Annotated in this window: 19 protein-coding genes and 2 pseudogenes; 14 read left to right on the forward strand and 7 right to left on the reverse strand. The window is 57.7% G+C overall.

Features of this window, described 5'->3' with window-relative positions; translation table 11 throughout:
• Positions 1-474 precede the first annotated feature (474 nt).
• The gene (locus AAIH70_RS30035) at positions 475-663 is read left to right on the forward strand and encodes a CsbD family protein (RefSeq protein ID WP_430037790.1); all 189 of its coding nucleotides are present in this window, start codon (positions 475-477) and stop codon (positions 661-663) included.
• A 508-nt stretch (positions 664-1,171) separates the two neighbouring features.
• Here AAIH70_RS30035 and AAIH70_RS30040 read toward each other — a convergent pair.
• Together AAIH70_RS30040 and AAIH70_RS30045 are read right to left on the reverse strand one after the other, a co-directional pair.
• A complete protein-coding gene (locus AAIH70_RS30040) occupies positions 1,172-1,300 on the reverse strand; it encodes an entericidin (protein ID WP_132281904.1) in 129 nt (42 codons plus the stop codon).
• 98 nt (positions 1,301-1,398) lie between these two features.
• Positions 1,399-1,722 (reverse strand): ATPase, encoded by a 324-nt coding sequence (locus tag AAIH70_RS30045; RefSeq protein WP_430037793.1) that lies wholly within the window; start codon positions 1,720-1,722, stop codon positions 1,399-1,401.
• Between the two features lie 445 nt (positions 1,723-2,167).
• Here AAIH70_RS30045 and AAIH70_RS30050 point away from each other — a divergent pair, with 445 nt between their 5' ends.
• The 3 genes from AAIH70_RS30050 (at position 2,168) to AAIH70_RS30060 (ending at position 3,280) form a co-directional block, all read left to right on the forward strand.
• Positions 2,168-2,344: a hypothetical protein gene (locus AAIH70_RS30050; RefSeq protein ID WP_430037484.1), complete on the forward strand. Its 177-nt coding sequence runs from the start codon at positions 2,168-2,170 to the stop codon at positions 2,342-2,344.
• Between the two features lie 2 nt (positions 2,345-2,346).
• A complete protein-coding gene (locus AAIH70_RS30055) occupies positions 2,347-2,631 on the forward strand; it encodes a hypothetical protein (protein WP_430037796.1) in 285 nt (94 codons plus the stop codon).
• A gap of 259 nt (positions 2,632-2,890) precedes the next feature.
• Complete coding sequence (locus AAIH70_RS30060) at positions 2,891-3,280, forward strand: hypothetical protein (RefSeq protein WP_430037847.1); 390 nt, start codon at positions 2,891-2,893, stop codon at positions 3,278-3,280.
• Between the two features lie 153 nt (positions 3,281-3,433).
• On the opposite strand, the gene AAIH70_RS30065 is transcribed toward AAIH70_RS30060, so the two are convergent.
• Positions 3,434-3,595 carry a hypothetical protein gene (locus tag AAIH70_RS30065; protein ID WP_430037799.1) on the reverse strand — a complete coding sequence of 54 codons (162 nt, stop codon included), beginning with the start codon at positions 3,593-3,595 and terminating at the stop codon, positions 3,434-3,436.
• Between the two features lie 49 nt (positions 3,596-3,644).
• Here AAIH70_RS30065 and phrB point away from each other — a divergent pair, with 49 nt between their 5' ends.
• The 4 genes and pseudogenes from phrB to AAIH70_RS30085 all read left to right on the forward strand — a co-directional run.
• The gene (phrB, locus tag AAIH70_RS30070) at positions 3,645-5,168 is read left to right on the forward strand and encodes a (6-4)DNA photolyase (protein WP_430037802.1); all 1,524 of its coding nucleotides are present in this window, start codon (positions 3,645-3,647) and stop codon (positions 5,166-5,168) included.
• A gap of 47 nt (positions 5,169-5,215) precedes the next feature.
• A complete protein-coding gene (locus AAIH70_RS30075) occupies positions 5,216-5,368 on the forward strand; it encodes a DUF2256 domain-containing protein (protein ID WP_430037805.1) in 153 nt (50 codons plus the stop codon).
• 87 nt (positions 5,369-5,455) lie between these two features.
• Complete coding sequence (locus AAIH70_RS30080) at positions 5,456-6,148, forward strand: SDR family NAD(P)-dependent oxidoreductase (protein ID WP_132281184.1); 693 nt, start codon at positions 5,456-5,458, stop codon at positions 6,146-6,148.
• Between the two features lie 41 nt (positions 6,149-6,189).
• Positions 6,190-6,320: pseudogene (locus AAIH70_RS30085) on the forward strand (TrmO family methyltransferase domain-containing protein); the annotation flags it as partial.
• Between the two features lie 278 nt (positions 6,321-6,598).
• On the opposite strand, the gene AAIH70_RS30090 reads toward AAIH70_RS30085, so the two are convergent.
• Positions 6,599-6,928, reverse strand: coding sequence for a hypothetical protein (locus tag AAIH70_RS30090; RefSeq protein ID WP_430037808.1), 330 nt, complete (start codon positions 6,926-6,928; stop codon positions 6,599-6,601).
• A gap of 202 nt (positions 6,929-7,130) precedes the next feature.
• Here AAIH70_RS30090 and AAIH70_RS30095 point away from each other — a divergent pair, with 202 nt between their 5' ends.
• From AAIH70_RS30095 to AAIH70_RS30105, 3 genes are all read left to right on the forward strand, one after another.
• Positions 7,131-7,292 carry a hypothetical protein gene (locus AAIH70_RS30095; RefSeq protein ID WP_430037811.1) on the forward strand — a complete coding sequence of 54 codons (162 nt, stop codon included), beginning with the start codon at positions 7,131-7,133 and terminating at the stop codon, positions 7,290-7,292.
• Positions 7,293-7,588: 296 nt separating this feature from the next.
• Entirely contained in the window at positions 7,589-8,128 is a 540-nt protein-coding gene (locus tag AAIH70_RS30100; protein WP_430037814.1) for a hypothetical protein, read from the forward strand.
• Positions 8,129-8,171: 43 nt separating this feature from the next.
• Positions 8,172-8,681, forward strand: coding sequence for a lipocalin family protein (locus AAIH70_RS30105; protein WP_430037850.1), 510 nt, complete (start codon positions 8,172-8,174; stop codon positions 8,679-8,681).
• Positions 8,682-8,892: 211 nt separating this feature from the next.
• On the opposite strand, the gene AAIH70_RS30110 is transcribed toward AAIH70_RS30105, so the two are convergent.
• Positions 8,893-10,125, reverse strand: coding sequence for a M24 family metallopeptidase (locus AAIH70_RS30110; RefSeq protein WP_430037817.1), 1,233 nt, complete (start codon positions 10,123-10,125; stop codon positions 8,893-8,895).
• Here AAIH70_RS30110 and AAIH70_RS30115 point away from each other — a divergent pair.
• Together AAIH70_RS30115 and AAIH70_RS30120 are read left to right on the forward strand one after the other, a co-directional pair.
• Entirely contained in the window at positions 10,105-10,419 is a 315-nt protein-coding gene (locus AAIH70_RS30115; protein WP_430037819.1) for a hypothetical protein, read from the forward strand. The genes AAIH70_RS30110 and AAIH70_RS30115 overlap by 21 nt on opposite strands.
• 87 nt (positions 10,420-10,506) lie before the next feature.
• Positions 10,507-11,319 (forward strand): aminoglycoside phosphotransferase family protein, encoded by an 813-nt coding sequence (locus AAIH70_RS30120; protein ID WP_430037822.1) that lies wholly within the window; start codon positions 10,507-10,509, stop codon positions 11,317-11,319.
• Between the two features lie 99 nt (positions 11,320-11,418).
• Here the strand turns inward: AAIH70_RS30120 and AAIH70_RS30125 are convergent.
• Positions 11,419-12,507, reverse strand: a pseudogene (locus AAIH70_RS30125) (OB-fold nucleic acid binding domain-containing protein); the annotation flags it as partial.
• A gap of 68 nt (positions 12,508-12,575) precedes the next feature.
• Positions 12,576-13,313: an IclR family transcriptional regulator gene (locus AAIH70_RS30130; protein WP_430037825.1), complete on the reverse strand. Its 738-nt coding sequence runs from the start codon at positions 13,311-13,313 to the stop codon at positions 12,576-12,578.
• A gap of 236 nt (positions 13,314-13,549) precedes the next feature.
• On the opposite strand from AAIH70_RS30130, the gene AAIH70_RS30135 reads away from it, so the two are divergent.
• On the forward strand, positions 13,550-17,410 hold the full coding sequence (locus tag AAIH70_RS30135; RefSeq protein WP_430037828.1) for a hydantoinase B/oxoprolinase family protein: 3,861 nt from the start codon (positions 13,550-13,552) through the stop codon (positions 17,408-17,410).
• The last annotated feature ends 54 nt before the right edge of the window (positions 17,411-17,464 follow it).

The raw sequence follows: 17,464 nt of genomic DNA on the forward strand, positions 1-17,464 counted from the left end.
GACCAGGATATCGCTTCGAAAAGGCGCTGGTTCAGAGATGCCGCCTACGGCAAGGTGCATGGAAAATCGCGCTTACGTTTGAGCAGCAAGAGCTGACATTTGCCGAGCACTTCATTCCAAAGCCTCATGCGCCGGTAGCACTGCTGAACAGTATGAAATCAATCCTCGTCTAACGAGCTTATGTTCACAGGGTCATTCTAATATCCTGAGTGTGAGCGGGTTTCGGGGCGACCTCGGCCAAGAATCACAGCCTCTCATAGGAGGTCGTCGAAAAAGCGGGCGGAGTTCAGCAATAGTTGCGTTCTGGCTTGAGATTGATGTCCGGTTCAGGCTCGCAGTCTGGAACGAAGAGCCGCAAAAAGTGTTCTCTATTCAAGCGGATCGTGAAGCGGTCAACCGATGGACTTCTCCGGCGTTTTGACCGGATAGCGACTTGGTGGTCTGTGCGATTCCGTCCTAGAAGGAGATCGAGAAATGGGTTCTACCGCTGATAAAGTTTCTGGGAAAGCCAACGAGCTCACCGGCAAGGCGAAGCAGGCAGTTGGTGATGCGACGGGCAGCCAAAAGCTTCAGGCTAAAGGCGCTGCGCAGGAAGCCAAGGGCGACATGCAGCAGGCCAAAGGCAATGCCAAAGACGCGGTCAACAAAGCCGTGGGCAAGTAGCCTGCCCTTTGCTAAACCAACAGAACGGCCCGCCTCTGGCGGGCTTTTTTTCGGAGTACCGAAATAACGGAAGTGTGGGAATATCCAGTGAAGGTTCAGCGTGATCTCACTGCCAAACTTGTGGAGAATGTTCACGGCTTGAGCTATGCTGAGTTCGTACGACAATTGAAGCTCTTTGAGTGTATTTCGGGACTGGGCGCGCCGTGTGCATAGTCTTCTCCTCGGTCAACAGAACAATGCGACAAGAAGTCAGAAGTTCCTAAAGCACGCCAGCCACTAACAGACTGACGAAGATTAACGAGAAAAGCGCCGCGTTCAGGCCGAGGTAAAACGCTAGGTCATGTGTGCTGCTTGGTGTTTTATGCATGATCGTTTCCTCCTGCATCACAACTTGTATAGACTGCCAATGTTCCCGTAATGTTTCACGCTATTTTGCGGTTATAAAATGGAAAGGCCGGCGCGATCGCTCGCCCGGCCTCCTCGCGCATAATACTGCCGCTATCGCAGCTTAGTAGCGCGCGGCGCGATCAACGCGCTTCCCAGCGCTCTGAGTAGCATCAACGGTGTTTGCCGTGTCCCGCCCCACGCCGCGGATTGTGTTGCCGCACGACGCCAAAGCGGCGGCGATGAATGTCATTGCGAGCACGGTCGCTATAGTTTTCTTCACGGAAATTATCCTCTCTCCAGATGTTCACTTTGAACACATAGGGCTTATTTCCGTGAGGGCGATACCTCTCAGGCCGACCGCACGAACACCGCCGTCTCTCGCCGGATTGGATCTCGCTCTTCCTTTTCGACCAATGCGCCTTCCTTGATCAGCGCCCGCACGAGCCCGCTGACGCGCTTCTTCGAAGGCTCGTCCGCCAAGTCCAGTCCGAGCTCGAAAGCCACCGCTACCCCCACCCAATTCTTTGCCTGTGGCGATTTCTTGTATTCGGCATTGGCACCGGCAGTAAAGATCGCGGCGCGCTGCTCTTCGCTGATCCCGCCCGCAACGTCCTCAGCGCTGGGCAACTTCCATTCCGTAAACATCGGCGCGAAATCCTGCGGCTTTGCCATGCCTCGCCCGTTTCCAAACGGCACGCTGGCTAGGTGTCGCCACTCGGAACGATGCGATAGCGGCGTCAGGTTGCCTTGCCGTAGGTTGTGTAGAAGTAGCCAAACCGATCAGTCCCCGGTACGCCAGCCTCTGCCGCCTGCTCTTCCGACATCCGGTTGAGCACTCGACGGATCGAGCCGTACCGATAGCCTCTCATCTCCAAATGAAAAAAGAACCCGCAGCTTTGTGGCCACGGGTTGCTGGAGTTTGGCAGTAATGTTCCGTACTTCATAATGGCGATCTGCTAATGGACAGCCTCGTATTTTGAGAAAACTCTAACGATTGCAGGGAATCGGCTTGCCATATCCCAGCAGCTCGCGCCGCTGGCTTTCAAGCCGTAGTTTTTGTTTGTACTGGGAACCCAAGCGCGCCTGACGCATTCTTCGCCCGGAAATGGAGGAACGCATGTCAGGGCAGTCTGTTTACACCGTAGAGCAGTTCCGTAAGGAATACGCTTTGTTTCGCGAGGAAGCGGAACGCATTTTCAACATCTCCGGCCCATCGAGAACCAATCTGGATGTTTTTATGAAGGTCTACCGCCGGCCCAAGTCGGCGGAGCAGCTTTTAGAAAGTGACCGATAGGCATGGCCAAATACAGCTTGCAAATCGGCGTGGGCGGTATTGGAGATGATCCGCTTTTATCAGTCCAGCACTCAGTTGACTTCCATGCGGAGGACGACAGCAGTGCTGTCGCGCAAACTATACAAACGATCGAAGCCGACAATGCATATATGGCCCCGAGCGAGCTGTCCTCATCGCCGAAGACGGCAGTGTCATATGGTTCCGTCCTGCAGGTGGTTAAAATAGCAGCCAGAATCTACTACTTCGGGCATCCTACGCGGCTGCCGCATACCGCAGCGATTTATTAACCACGTACGTTTACCATCCGTGTTATGTCCTGAGAACCTGTCGCGCTTCTCTCAGGCTCTCCACAGCACTTATTCCGGCCCGCCTCGGCGGGCCTTAAGGTCCGGACGTTCTTGAGCCGGGCCCCCAATTCACAGGATATCTTCGAGCTACAGGCCTACTTCGCGGAAACGGGTCCATACCAGCGCCTCCAGTCGGCACCAGCCGCCGGGACAAACGTACCGCTTTTGGGGGATACCGGGATCGAGTAACTTTGGTGCGATACTAGCAGCACAGCTCACCCTACCTTATGCTTTCGCCTCTCATTTCGCGCCCGACTCTCTACTTCCGGCTCTCAACACCTACCGGAATGCCTTCCAGCCCTACGACCAACTCGACCGTCCGTACGTGGCCATCGGAATCAACATTACCGCCGCCGATACGGATGCCGAGGCGCACAGGCTGGCGACATGCCAGCAGATGTCCTTCGTCGGCATGTTCCCAGGCAGCCGCGAGCTCACCCTTCCGCCGATCGACGACATCGAGACCTTCTGGTCGCCGTCGGAAAAGGCCCAGGCAGGGAGGATGTTGGAAAGGTCGATCATTGGATCGCCCGAAACAGTCCGCAAGGGTATCGCAGCGGTAATAGCCGAAACTGAGCTGACGAGTTGATGATCGTCTCGGAGGTCTTCGAGCACTCTGCGCGTGTGAGATCGCTTAAACTCATCGCGCAGGCAGCTGCCCAATGAAAAAATCGTTGGGTTATCGTCAGAGCATGGCGAATGCGATCCCTCAAAGGCGTGTGACGCTCCAAACGCCGGCATTTCAGGCCTCGTACTTATAGAGCGCGGCTCGGTTGAACGAGTCGATCTTCAGATCGGCAATGGCGCGACGGGCTTCACCGCGCCAGTCGCTAACGCTTTCGCACTGATCGAAACCAAGAAAAATTCGTAATTCACGGCGCCAGCATTCAGTTTTGACGAACAAAATGCTCTTCTCACCTACAACGGAATGGAAATTCGGAAAGGCGGTGGTTTTGACAACCCTGGTATTAATTTTGGGCGATCAGCTCTCTCCGCAGATATCGTCGCTCGATGGCGCCGACAAGAAGCGCGACATCGTGCTGATGTGCGAAGTCATGGCGGAAGCAACCTATGTGGCCCACCACAAGAAAAAGATAGCTTTCGTCTTCTCGGCCATGCGTCATTTCGCCGAAGAGCTGCGAAACTCTGGATACCAGGTCCATTACACCAGGATCGATGACTGGGATAACGCGAATTCCTTCACCGGTGAGCTGAAACGCGCCATCCAACAGGTCAATCCGAAATCGATATGCGTAACCGAGCCGGGCGAGTGGCGCGTGCTCGATGAGATGAAACTTTGGTCCAAAACTTTGGGCCTTCCTGTCGATATCCGCCCCGACACACGGTTCCTCTGTTCCCACGAGGAATTTGCGCGCTGGGCTGTCGGCCGAAAGTCGCTGACCATGGAATTTTTCTACCGAGACATGCGGCGCAAAACCGGCCTGCTGATGCAAGGCAATGAGCCATCCGGTGGCAAGTGGAATTTCGATGCGGATAACCGGAAGCCGGCTGCGCCGGACTTACTGCGGCCAAGGCATCTTCGCTTCAAGCCCGATACGATCACGAGCGACGTCCTTGCCACCGTAGACAGAGTTTTTCCGGATAATTTTGGGACACTTGATAATTTCGGCTTCGCCGTGACGCCCTCCGATGCTGAAAAGGTCCTGGACAGTTTCATCGCCGACTTCCTGGCGGGTTTCGGTGCGACACAGGATGCGATGCTGCAGGACGACCCGTTCCTCAACCATTCCCTCTTGTCGTTCTACATGAACATCGGGTTTCTTGACGCTCTTACCGTCTGTCGGGCCGCCGAGCGCGCCTATCTTGATGGCAGTGCGCCGCTAAATGCCGTCGAAGGTTTTGTCCGCCAGATCATCGGCTGGAGAGAATACATGCGCGGTATCTACTGGCATGCGGGCCCTAGTTACGTCGACAGCAACTTCTTCGAGAATACGCGACCCCTGCCATCGTTTTACTGGTCCGGGAAAACGGAGATGAACTGTCTTTCGATGGTGATCAACGAGACGATTGAACATGCCTATGCCCACCATATCCAGAGGCTGATGATCACCGGCAATTTCGCCCTGCTGGCGGGCATCGACCCCAAGGCGGTGCATATCTGGTATCTTGAGGTTTATGCCGACGCCTATGAATGGGTCGAGTTGCCCAACGTCGTCGGGATGAGCCAGTTCGCCGATGGCGGATTTTTGGGAACCAAGCCCTATGCGGCAAGCGGGAACTATATTAACCGCATGTCCGATTACTGCGGCACCTGCCGTTTCGATCCCAAAAAGAGGGTTGGCGAAGACGCCTGCCCGTTCAATGCACTCTATTGGGATTTTCTGGCTCGCAACCGGGGCAAACTCAGCTCGAACCGCCGCCTGGCACAGTCCTACTCCAGCTGGGATGGGATGGACAACGATACTCAACAGGCGTTGCGTCGACAGGCGGCGGGATTTCTAGCTGTCTTGAAGTGATCGAGCGTCAGCGTGTGCTGGGCACCGCAGAGACCTGAGGAGTATCCATGCCAAAACACATCAAGAAGCCCGTCATTCCGACCAAGCAGTGCACAGCTTGCGGCTTGCCTTTCACGTGGCGACGTAAGTGGGAGAGAACCTGGTCCGAGGTCAAATTCTGTTCAGAGCGATGTCGCCGGACCCGCTCGGCGCTAAAATGATGCCTGGTCGAGCCGTTGGCCGCCGCTTACGGTCAGCCCTTCACAAAGCTAGAACTTAACACAACCGGTGGATTTTCGATGCAAGAGATGTCTTCTCTTCCCGACGGATACAACGCTTTGTTGATCGGTGCGAGCGGCGGAATCGGCTCGGCCATGCGGAAACTCTTGGAAGAGGATCGGCGCTGCAGAGAGTTGGTCGCGCTTTCGCGAAAACACGACGGGCTGGACATTACCGAAGAGAACTCAGTAGCGATGCACTCGGAGAAGCTCTTGAACAAGAACTTCCACTTGCTGATCTGCGCGACTGGCGCCCTGACCATTGATGGCATTGGCCCGGAGAAAGCGCTGAAGCAGTTCGATCCGAATGCGATGGCAGCGCAGTTCCGTTTGAATGCGATCGGACCAGCCCTTGTGATGAAGCACTTCCTGCCGCTCCTCGATCGCAAGACCCATGCGATCTCTGCGTTTCTGTCGGCAAGAGTCGGATCCATCGGCGACAATCGTCTTGGCGGATGGATCTCTTATCGATCCTCGAAGGCCGCGCTCAACCAGATCATCCGCACGGCTTCGATCGAGCTGCGGCGTACCCATCCCAAGGCTATTCTTGTCGGCATTCATCCCGGAACAGTCGAAACTGACCTATCGGAACCGTTCTCGCGTGGGCATGATCGGATGCCACCGCTGGGCGCAGCATCGAGGATGCTGAAGACGCTGGACCTGGTCACAAGCGATCAAAGCGGAAGCTTCATTGCCTATGACGGATCTTCAATTGAGTGGTAGTAATTGGGATCAAGGGGCTGACGCGAGCTTTAGTGTATGCAACATTATCGCTGCGATCGCCTGTCAGACCGAACTTAATCGGCACTTCGATCGTCAAGCTCGAAGGTGTGAATGGCAATGTTCTTCTGCTGCGCGGCCTGGGCTCCTCGAAGGCATGCCGCTTCTCGACCTGAGCGTCCTACCCCCTGCCAACCGGTTGCTCGAAGTTGACCGCTTGATGGGGTGTCGAACCTTCGGGCTCATAGCAGAAAACCCAAGACTCTCTTGAGAACTGGAGGGAAGATAGGTCTCAGGTCAATTGCCCAGCCGATTACACGACGCGAATAGCGGTCAAAGACGACAGCCAGATATGTGCGCAATAGCAGGCTGGAGACGCTGCAACTGCTGGCAGTCTGAAACAGAAAACCCCGCCATTTCTGACGGGGCTTCTGCGTTGTTATCAAGATCTGACTAGCGGATCATCAGCCGGAAAACAGACGGCGCGTAATAGTAGCCGTCGCTATGTCGGCGATAACCGCGGCGGTGCTCGCGATAGCCCCGGTGACCGTTCCAGTAACCGTGCCGTTCGCGCCTGTGTTCAGCGCGGTCTCTGCGATCCCTGCGGTCCCGATCGCGGCGGACATGCGGCCTGCGCTCTTCGCGGTACTGCGCGAGCTCGAAATTCGAGGCAATTTGCGCTGGCTGAACTCCGATTGGCGCGGCAGTCGCCATGCCGAAACTCGATGCCGTCATGATGACCGCGGCGGCGGCTGCGCCGACACCTGAGAGAAATCTGTTCATGTTCACGCCTTTCCAGTGGTGAGGCGCGACCATGCTCTTTGGCCTATGAACTGAATATGAACCCTAGTTGGGTCTGATTGCCAGCGTGCTGCTCGGTGCCACATTGCTTGAGAGACTGCGCGACCATACCCATATATAGGGTCTGAGAGGAGCTGTCGCCGCGTTCGGCGCGTGTCAGCCGCCTCATCTCAAGGAGCTACTTATGACAGAACAGCAAGGTGCTTCGGCGTCAACGCAAGCGTACGAACCCAAGATTCTGGCGAAAAAGCACAGGATCTCTGTCGAGGATGCTGCAAAGATCATCGCTGAGCATGGGTCGGACCGTAAAGCTATAGACAAGGCTGCACGCCGGATCGCGGCGTAAAATGGAAAGTGCCGGATCGTAACCAGATACAAAAATCCGGCGCAATCTATCTGTTCGAAGGAAGTGGAAGGTCTGTTTCCGCCGCAAATTTCAGCTTATGCGAAACTAACTTTCCTTCTTGTGCGTAATAGTCTTTCACCAAGCGGGCTGAGAGACCTTATGGATTTGACTTTCTCGCGCATCGTAAAAAATGGGCTTGTTACAGCCACCCGGACGTCGCGACGCGTCACACCTGGGATTGGCTTCTTGGCCTGTGGCTTCGTTGCCCGCAGCGGCGGCCGACTGGCTTTTACGCCATGACCAGCGCAGCGCGACCGCCACTCGATGCCCGAACGCGCATGACCGTCACGGTGGCCTGGGTGATCGTCATGAACAAGCCGTTTTATCCGATCTATGTCTGGTATCTGGTCGGGAACGGCGTGATGGCCTCGGTCGCCACGTTGGTTTCTGTGCCGTTCTTCCTGGCCATACCGCTCTTAGCGCGGCGGTCTCCTCTGTGTGCGAGGACTGCGTTACCGCTTGTCGGAACGGTCGATACGCTGTTCGAAACCAAACTTTTCGGCCAAGGCTCCGGCACCGAGCTGTTTTTTGCCGCTTGCATGATGCTCGTCGCCCTTTCCTTCAGGCCGGAAGAAAAGTGGCTGCAGCGCGGTCTGGCTGTGTTCGTTTTCGCAGCCTTCGCCTTTTCTCGCAATTTCGTCGGCTTGCCATTTCACGCATGGGCGGAACTCGACCTGAAGATCCTTTTCAATCTGAATGCCTTCGCCGTCGCAAGCCTTATGGCATTCATCGCGCTCAACTCTGCCGGTATCGGCAGGGATTCCGAAATCCGATGACAAGACCTGCTTAACGGAGGACACGATGAGCATTTCTTTCAACATGAAGCGCATTCTAGTCGTCATACTCTTTCTGGGCGGCGCAGTTGGCGCATCTGCCGCGCCTGAAGTGGTGAAGGTCGGGCCGGACCATTACCGAGGGACCTGGCTGGAAATCGGAAGAACGCCGATGTTCCTGACTGACGGCTGTGTCGCAGGCTACTCGACATATCGCAAAGGCAAGGCGCCAAGGGAGGTGCTGGTCGAAGACGGTTGTCGCGTCGATACGCCCAAAGGTCGCCTCAAGACGATAAACGGGACCGGAACGATCCAGGACTTTGGATCTACGAATGCAAAAATGCGCGTCCGCTACCCGCTGCTGATCACGTTCAATTACTGGGTTCTCTACAAGGCGCCGGACAAGTCCTGGTTTATCAGTGCCAATCCGTCGATGACCGACCTCTGGATCTACTCGAGAACCATCCCCTCGAAGCAGAAGCTCCAGCGCATGATACGAAAAGCAAGCGAACTCGGTTATGACGTCCGCAAGCTTGAGTTTCCGCCAGCGCGCTGACCGCAGCCGAAGGAAAGCGGATCATAGAATCGACCTGCTTTCGATATCAAGCCAGATCAGCCAGCTCGTATGCGCCAAATCCCTTTAATTCGGCGCCTAAAATTGTTTGCAGGTTTTGGCAACGCCCTAAGTCAGCGTGAGCGGATCGACGAGACCGAACCGGTTGTACGTCTGAAACGAAGTATATCGAATGGCAGTGAGATCTGATCGATCAACCCGCATCTATCTGCTGCAAGCCCCGAGGCAGGGTGTTCATGCATTCCACGCCGCCTGACGTAACAAGGAACTGGTCCTCGATCATCAGCGCACCTAGCCCCTGGCCGTAGAACGGCGCTTCCAGCGCAACGACCATATTCTCCTCGATGATTTCCGGATTGTCGGTGGAAAAGAACGGCCATTCCTCGATGCCGACGCTGCCGCCGACCGAGTGTCCGAAATGGCCGCGATAATATTCGCCGAAACCGTCCTTGCGCATCGAATGCAGCATGGCGGCATGCACGGCCCCAAAACTTTTACCGGGCCGGATCTGTTGCAACCCTGCCTCGAATGCGGTTTCGAGGGCCTTGAAGACCTCGATCGCAAGACCTGATGGTCGACCAAACGTGAATGTGCGCGCGCCATCGGAAGAATAACCATCGATGAGCGTCCCTACGTCCGCCTTGATGAGCGCACCCGGCGTGACGACCGCCGCCATGTCGGAAAGGTCGGGGCCAACCGAAATGTAATCCCAATGACCGCTGAGCGAAAAGCCACCCGCTGCAGCGGCGGCTTGTGCTCCGACCTTCCATGCGGACGAAAGTGCGGGCAGCGCTGCACCCGGACCGATGGCCTGCGCCATATGTCTCAAACCGGCTTCGGCCGCCTGCGCGGCACGGCGCAAGCGTTCGATTTCCACCGGGGTTTTCACTGCCCGCAACCTGCGCAGCACAGCCGAGCCATCCACCCATTCGGCCTGCGGTAGCACGATCTTCAAAGCCTCGAAATCGGCAGCAGGCATGAACTCGAGATCGACGCCGATGCGCGCATTCGAAAGGCCGCGCTCGTGAAGAAGGTCGCCCAACAAACCGAAAACCGCTTCTCTGTCGAATGTTTCGGGGCGTGACCCGCCAGAACCGGAACGCCGATAGGCCTTATCCACATCAGGCACCGTTTTGGCACCGCCCACGTCAACCATGTCGATCCAGATGCGATGAGTACGAATATCAGCATTCGGCATCTGTCGGCGAATAGCTGCGGCCGCATGATCGCTGACGACGGCGGCAAGCTGCGCGTCCACCTGTCCCGGCACGAGTGCGACCGCGGCCCCTGCCCGGCCCCACATGGTGGCGACGCCGGCGGGTGCACCGATCGCATAACGGAAGGCTTCGGGCTGGAAGAGGACAAGCGCATCAATACAAGCGTCATGCATCAGCCGGTTTGCACGGTGTCTATCGATGTCGCTCATGGCCTGTTCCAATCCCTGATGTCTATGAAGGACTTAATCGGAGCAGGTGCGAAGTTCCAGCACCAGAACGAAATTCTTCACCAGGTCGCGCGGATGAGCGGCACATTCCCTTCGCGCTGGGTTATTGCCGAAGTTGATGACTGGCCAGCGCCGATCTCGCACTTTATGCTGGCTTCGCCGACGCACAGCCCTATGGCGCTAAAAAGCCAAACTTCCGAGTATGATAATCACTTATTCGGCCCTACAGTGTCTTATAGAAAGCTGCCCCCCGCTGTTCAGATGTCGCTCGGCTAAACAGGGCTAGCACTCCACGACCAAAGCAATCGTCCCTTGGACTTCCTCACATGGCAGCCGAGTTCTTACTGGCTTATAGATGACGGCATGTTTGAAACCTACTTGACTCGTTGGAAATTACGCGTCGATGGCGACCCAGTTTCCACCTCGACCGCGCATATCCTTCCTGTGCTGTGGCAGGAAAAGCCCGCAATGTTGAAGCTATCTTCTCAACCGGATCAGCAGCGGGGATCGGCGCTTATGGAATGGTGGGCTGGCGATGGGACAGCCGATATCTTTGCACGAGACGACAACGCACTGGTGATGGAACGAGCCATGGGTAAGCGGTCGTTGGCAGAAATGGCTCGTGTCGGTGAAGACGATGATGCATGCCGCGTTCTTTGTACCACGGGTAACCAACTGCATCGCCAGCGCTCAGGAGATCCGCCACCGTTGATCCCACTGAACATTTGGTTTCGTGATCTCGAGACTGCCGCTGAACAGTATGGAGGTATACTTTTGCAAAGTCGCAAGGCAGCAAGGGCCCTGCTGGCCGAGCCGAGGGAGCAGTCAGTCCTCCATGGTGACCTCCACCACGACAACGTGCTCGACTTCGGTGAACGAGGCTGGCGCGCCATCGACCCGCATGGTCTAATCGGGGAGCGCGGGTTTGACTTCGCCAATATATTCACCAATCCTGATCTTAGCGATCCAGCCCGCCCGGTTGCTACCAATCCGGAACGCTTCCGACGCAGGCTAACCGTCGTGGCGGATGCGGCATGCTTGGAACACTCCCGTTTACTTCAATGGATCCTTGCGTGGACAGGTCTGTCCGCAGCATGGTTTCTCGAGGACGATGATCCGCTGGCTGAAGTGGACATAGCCATCGCGACTTTAGCGGCTTCCGAACTTGATCTGTGACCGCCTGCGACGAGTGGCTACATCAGGCCGAGCTCGGATGTTGACCTCAGAGCTCTTGATGGGATCATAAACCTGCGGCCCGTTGTTAGAAATCAGATTTCACTGAAAATTCCGAGCCTTCACCTTCAGCGTATCGATATGAAGATCGCGCACGAACATATCCCGAGGGGTGACCACTGGCTTTGGCGCATCGCGTGGATCCGGCCCACCGCCATGCGCGAACTCGTCTCCTCTGCCGGCCGGCATCTTGAACTCGGCGTCCCGATCCGCCAGGCCTGACAGGTCAGAGGTCAAGTCGAACAGCTGCTGGGCGACCAGATGGACGACCTCGCCTTCGCGTTGGATGCGGCCATTGATTGCCATCATGCTGGAGCCGAGCACGATCCGACGGCGTTTCTCAAACAGCGATGGCCAGACGACGATGTTGGCGGGGCCAGTCTCGTCCTCGATGGTGATGAACATCACGCCTTTTGCCGATCCCGGCTTCTGCCGCACGAGAACGAGGCCGGCGGTGTAGACGGAGCGGCCATCACGGGCGTTCATCGCATCTGCACAGGTAATGATGTTGCGGGCCGCGAGACCCTTGCGGAGAAACGCGATCGGATGCTGTCGCAATGTCAGACCTGTATGGCCATAGTCCTCGATAACATTGTGGCCCTCGGTCATCTGCCGAAGGGCGACGTCGGGCTCGTTCTGCTCGGCGATCGTCTCCATCTCGCACTCGGCCGCCGCGGCAAACAGCGGTAATGGTTCATCACGCAGTGCCTTGATGGCCCAGAGTGCGTCACGACGCTCGAGTGTCAGGGACGGCCGGTATGCGTCCGCTTTTGCGAGCTGGATAAGCGCTTCGGTCGGCACGCCGGAGCGCCGCAACATGTCATCGACGGAAACGAAGTCGCTGTTCATGCGCGCCGCAACGATCCGCGCCGCATCGGGTATCGCCACCCCCTTCACCCGCCGGAAACCCAGCCTTACAGCGTGACGCGCGGTGTTGCCGATGCGCTCAAGCGTGCAGTCCCAGCGGGATCGATTGATACAGACCGGACGGACCTCAACACAGTGAGCGCGGGCATCGCCAACGATCTGGGCCGGAGCATAAAAGCCCATCGGATGCGAGTTGATCAGGGCCGCACAAAAGGCTTCCGAATACTGGCATTTGATGAAGTTCGACGCATAGGCGATCAGTGTATCAGTTTTTTTGTGTCCCGTGGTCCAGCCCGAAGGGCTCACTCCAATCTCGGGTTTCTTTCCGACTTTTAATCCAGCTTTATACTGAGATCCGTGCGCATCTGGTCTAAAAGCACCGCAACCTTCTCTTTCAATTCCGCCGTTCCAAGGCTTGCTGGATAGGAAATAGCCACACCAAAAATCTCAAGCGTTTCAGGGTCCCGCATGGCGACCCCTTGCGAAGACACACCCTCCACGATTTCATTGGAGGCATAAGATCGGCCGGTCGCCCTCACCTTGCCGATCCGCTCCTTGAGTTCTGCATGATCTTTGGGCGAGTTTTCAGACACATACGGCAACGGCTCCGGCACGCGCTGTTTCCAGACGTGATCTTCCAGAAGCGCCAGCATCGCACGGCCGTTGGATGTCGCGTAGGCGGGTGACTTGTAGCCCGGCGTCGAAGCAATCGCCAGCGGATTGGAACCGCGCACGACGCGCAACACCATCAGGTCGAAACCGTCGAAGACGGTGATGTAGCCGGTATGTCCGCCGATATCGCAGATCTGCTTCACCCGCGTGTAGATCATATCGAGGAAATGGTGGCGGGAGCGGAAGATCTGGCCGAGCTCGAACAGGCGCATACCGGGTGCATAAAGACGTGTCGAGTGGTCGTATTCCAGCAGGCCCGATGCCACGAGGGTCTTCAAGGCGCGATGCACGGTGGCCTTCGGACGATCCAGTCGGCGCGCCAGATCGGCCTGTCCTATCGCCGGCTCTTCCAACGAAAAACATCCAAAAATTGCAACGGCATCATCGAGAACGCCCATCGAACTACCTCACGTCGTGGATTTGCATGATTATGTTTCATTATTGAAATTCGGTGTCAATGCTGAAACGGAGACTGGACTCTCTAAAATTCGCCGCCTAGTCTCTGCTCAAAGACAAGAGAAGCTGAATTTTGAGGCAAGCGCCCGTCATGGCGACATTTGCCCGAAAGCACAGCTCGGGAACATCGAGCACGGACCAGAACGGCCGGCTCACTCGCGTGATCTAGGATTGACATATGTTAGCTACTGGCCAGACGACCGGTAAGCGCCTGCGTGCGGGCGTGGATATCGGCGGTACGTTTACCGACTTCATCCTTTTCGACGAGAGCGCCACCGCGATCCGTCTGCACAAGTGCCTGACCACTCCCAAAGACCCCTCCCAGGGCGCTTTGGCCGGTCTCGGAGAACTGGTCGCGGCTGCCGGTATCGGCATTTCCGATCTCTCCGAGATCGTCCACGGCACAACGCTGGTCACCAACGCTGTTATCGAACGCAAGGGTGCAGCCGTCGGACTGATCACCACCGAAGGCTTTCGCGATATTCTCGAAATCGGCACCGAACAGCGTTACGACATCTATGACCTGACGCTCTCCTTCCCAGAGCCGCTGGTGGAACGCTCGCGCCGTATGGAAGTCTCCGAGCGCGTTGATGCGGATGGCAATGTCATTCTCGAACTGGACGAAGTCGCCGTTTTGCGCGCTGCCGAAGCCTTGAAGAAGGACGGCGTCGAGGCGATCGCCATCTGCTTCATGCACTCCTATCGCAACCCGGCTCATGAGCGCCGTGCCCGCGACATCATCGCCAAGGCGCTGCCGGATCTGCAGGTCTCGATTTCATCTGAAGTCGTGGCCGAGATCTCCGAATACCAGCGTTTCGTCACCACCTGCGCCAATGCCTATGTGCAGCCGCTGATGGACCGCTATCTGCGCCGATTTGAAAACGAGCTGCAAAAGCTGGGATTTGCCGGCGATTTCCGCCTGATGCATTCGGCCGGCGGCCTCGTTTCGCTCGAAACCGCCCGCGCCTTCCCGATCCGCCTGCTTGAATCCGGCCCGGCCGGTGGTGCGCTTGCCACGGCATGGTTCGGCAAGAACGCAGGCCATGACAACGTGATTGCCTTCGACATGGGCGGCACGACAGCAAAAGCCTGCCTGATCGAAGACGGCAAGGTCGACATCGCCTCCTATCTCGAAGCAGGTCGCGTGCACCGCTTCAAGAACGGTTCCGGCCTGCCGATCAAGTCGCCGGTCGTCGACATGATCGAGATCGGTGCCGGCGGCGGTTCGATCGCCTCGATCGATGGCGTTGGACTTCTGCAGGTTGGCCCGCATTCGGCAGGTTCAGAACCCGGCCCGGCCTGCTACGGGCGGGGTGGAGCGCGGCCGACCGTCACCGACGCCTCGGTCGCGCTCGGTTATTACGATCCGACCTTCTTCCTCGGCGGACGCATGCAGCTCGATCTTGACGCTGCCGAGGCGGCGCTCGGCACGATCGCCAAGCCGCTCAACATTTCCGCCGTCGAGGCGGCATTGGGTATTCATCAGGTCGTCAGCGAAAGCATGGCGAGCGCGGCCCGCATCCATCTTGTCGAAAAAGGCAAGGATCCGCGCGGTTACTCGATGATCGGTTTCGGCGGTGCCGGCCCGGCATTCGCCGCCAAGGTGGCCCGCATTCTCGGCGTCAAGGAAGTCATCATTCCGCCCGCCAGCGGTGCCGCGTCCGCCTTCGGCTTCCTCACGGCGCCCCTCTCCTTCGATATCGTTCGTTCGCACCCGATCGCGCTGTCGAAGAATCTCGAGTCGGACAAGCTCAATGCCATTATCGAGGAAATTTCCGAGGACGGCCGCGTGCAATTGCGCAGCGCCGGTGTCGTTGACGCAGATATTCTGGTCGAGCGTTCCGCCGACATGCGCCTCGTTGGCCAGCTGCACGAGATCAACGTGCCGCTACCGGCCGGCAAGCTGGATGCCGGCGCCTATGCCGAAATCCGCAAGGCGTTCGAAGCTGTCTACAGCGCGCGCTACACCCGCGTGCCGACGGAAGCAAAGCTCGAAATCCTTTCCTTCCGTATCCGCGCAAGCGGCGCCGTGCCACATCTCACCGTCCGCCAGGCCGGCATCGAAGGCGACGCGACCGAGGCGAAGAAAGGCACGCGTAAAACCTTCTTCGGCTCTGATTGGGTCGATGCCGGCATCTACGATCGTTACGCCATGCGTGCGGGCATCGTCGTCGAAGGTCCAGCCATCATCGAAGAGCGCGAATCCACCACCATCATCCCGCCGGGTGACACCGTGACGGTCGACGAGACCGGCAACCTGCGCATCCAGATCGCCGAAACCGCCAAGGGCGCCACCATCGTCGATGAAACGATGTCGCTCGACGAGGCAAGCCGCCGCATCCAGTCCGATCCGATCGCACTGGAAGTTATGTGGAGCCGCCTCGTCAACGTCGCCGAGGAAATGTGGTCGACGGTGTGCCGCACCGCGTTTTCGCTTATCATTTCCGAAAGCCAGGATTTTGGCTGCGCCATTCTCGATCCGGATGGCGAGACGCTGGCTCACTCGGCCCGCGTCATGCCGGTCTTCAACCTGACCCTGCCGATGGCGGTGAAGGCAATCATCGAACGTTACCCGATCGATACGATGAAGCCGGGCGATGTCTATATCACCAACGATCCGTGGCTCTGCGCCGGTCACCTTTTTGACCTCGCCATCGTCACTCCCGTCTTCCATCGCGGCCGCGTCGTGGCGCTGATGGGCACGGTCGGCCATGTCGGCGATATCGGCGGCAGCCGTGACGGCCTGTCGGTCAGCGAGCTTTACGAAGAAGGCCTGCAGATTCCATCGATGAAACTGGTCCGCGAGGGCGAGGAAAACGAGGACCTGTTTCGCCTGATGGCGGACAATATCCGCGACAGCGATCAGGTTCTCGGCGACATCCGTTCGTTCATCTCGGCCAACGAGACCGGCTCTGCCCGCATGCGTTCCTTCATGGAGGAATACGGCATGCATGACCTGACGGCACTGTCGCATGTCGTGCAGTCGCTTTCCGAAAAGGCCATGCGTGACGCAGTCGGTCAGTTGAAGGATGGCGTCTACCATTCGGAAATCTCCAACAATCCGATGGGCACGCAGATGACCTTCCCGCTGAAGGTCACCGTCAAGGGCGACGAGATCGAACTCGATTTCGAAGGTGCACCGCCGCAGACGGTCAAGGGCGGCATCAACTGCACGCTCTCCTACACGACGGCGCACGCCACCTACCCGATCAAGTGCATGCTGACACCGGGCATTCGCGGCAATGCCGGCTGCTACCGTCCGTTCACTGTGAAGGCGCCAAAAGGCTCTATCCTCAACTGCGAAAAGCCGGCGGCCGTGTCGCTCAGAACCCGCACCGGTTGGTATCTCGCACCAAACGTTTTTCGCGCGCTGTCGGAAGCGGCACCCGAGACCGCTCAGTCCTTCTCCGGCCTGCCGAGCCTGATGAGTTTTTACGGCAAGTCGATGGAAACAGGTGCGCTGTTCTACGAACTGCTGCTGCTTGGCGGCGGTCAGGGCGCATCGCAGACCAAGGACGGCAAATCCTCGCTTCTGTGGCCGACCTCGGCGGCAACCTCGTCGCTGGAAATGTTTGAGACCCGCTCGCCGATTGTCATCTGGGAAAAGAGCCTGATGACCGACAGCGGCGGCGCCGGTGAAAACCGTGGCGGCCTCGGCGTTCGTGTCCGCATCTCGCGCCGAAATGCTGAGGGGCATCCGATCAAGGCGATCGTTTCGCCCGAGGGCGTCGACCTTCCGGTCGAGGGCCTGTTCGGCGGCAAGCCGGGCAAAACGGCAACCGGCAAGATCCTGTCGCATGCCAGTGGGGACGTTGTGCAGGATTGCGGCACCGGCGCGATCGTCGATCTGGTCGATACCGACGCGGTGGTCGAACTGACGCTGGCCGGTGGTTCCGGTTACGGCGACCCGAAGAAGCGCAATCTCGAAAAGCTCGATGACGACGTGCGCCAGGGTTACGTCAGCGCTGATGCGGCCGACGCCATTTATGGCCGCACCTCCCGCAGTGGCGAACGCAAGAAGTCCGATACAGCAGCTTGAATAAAAACTATCCGGCCGTCTTAAGGGGAGACGGCCGGCCTCAAAAGCCAGGAG

Origin of the sequence: Neorhizobium sp. BT27B (assembly GCF_050455485.1) — a bacterium.
Taxonomy (GTDB): domain Bacteria; phylum Pseudomonadota; class Alphaproteobacteria; order Rhizobiales; family Rhizobiaceae; genus Neorhizobium.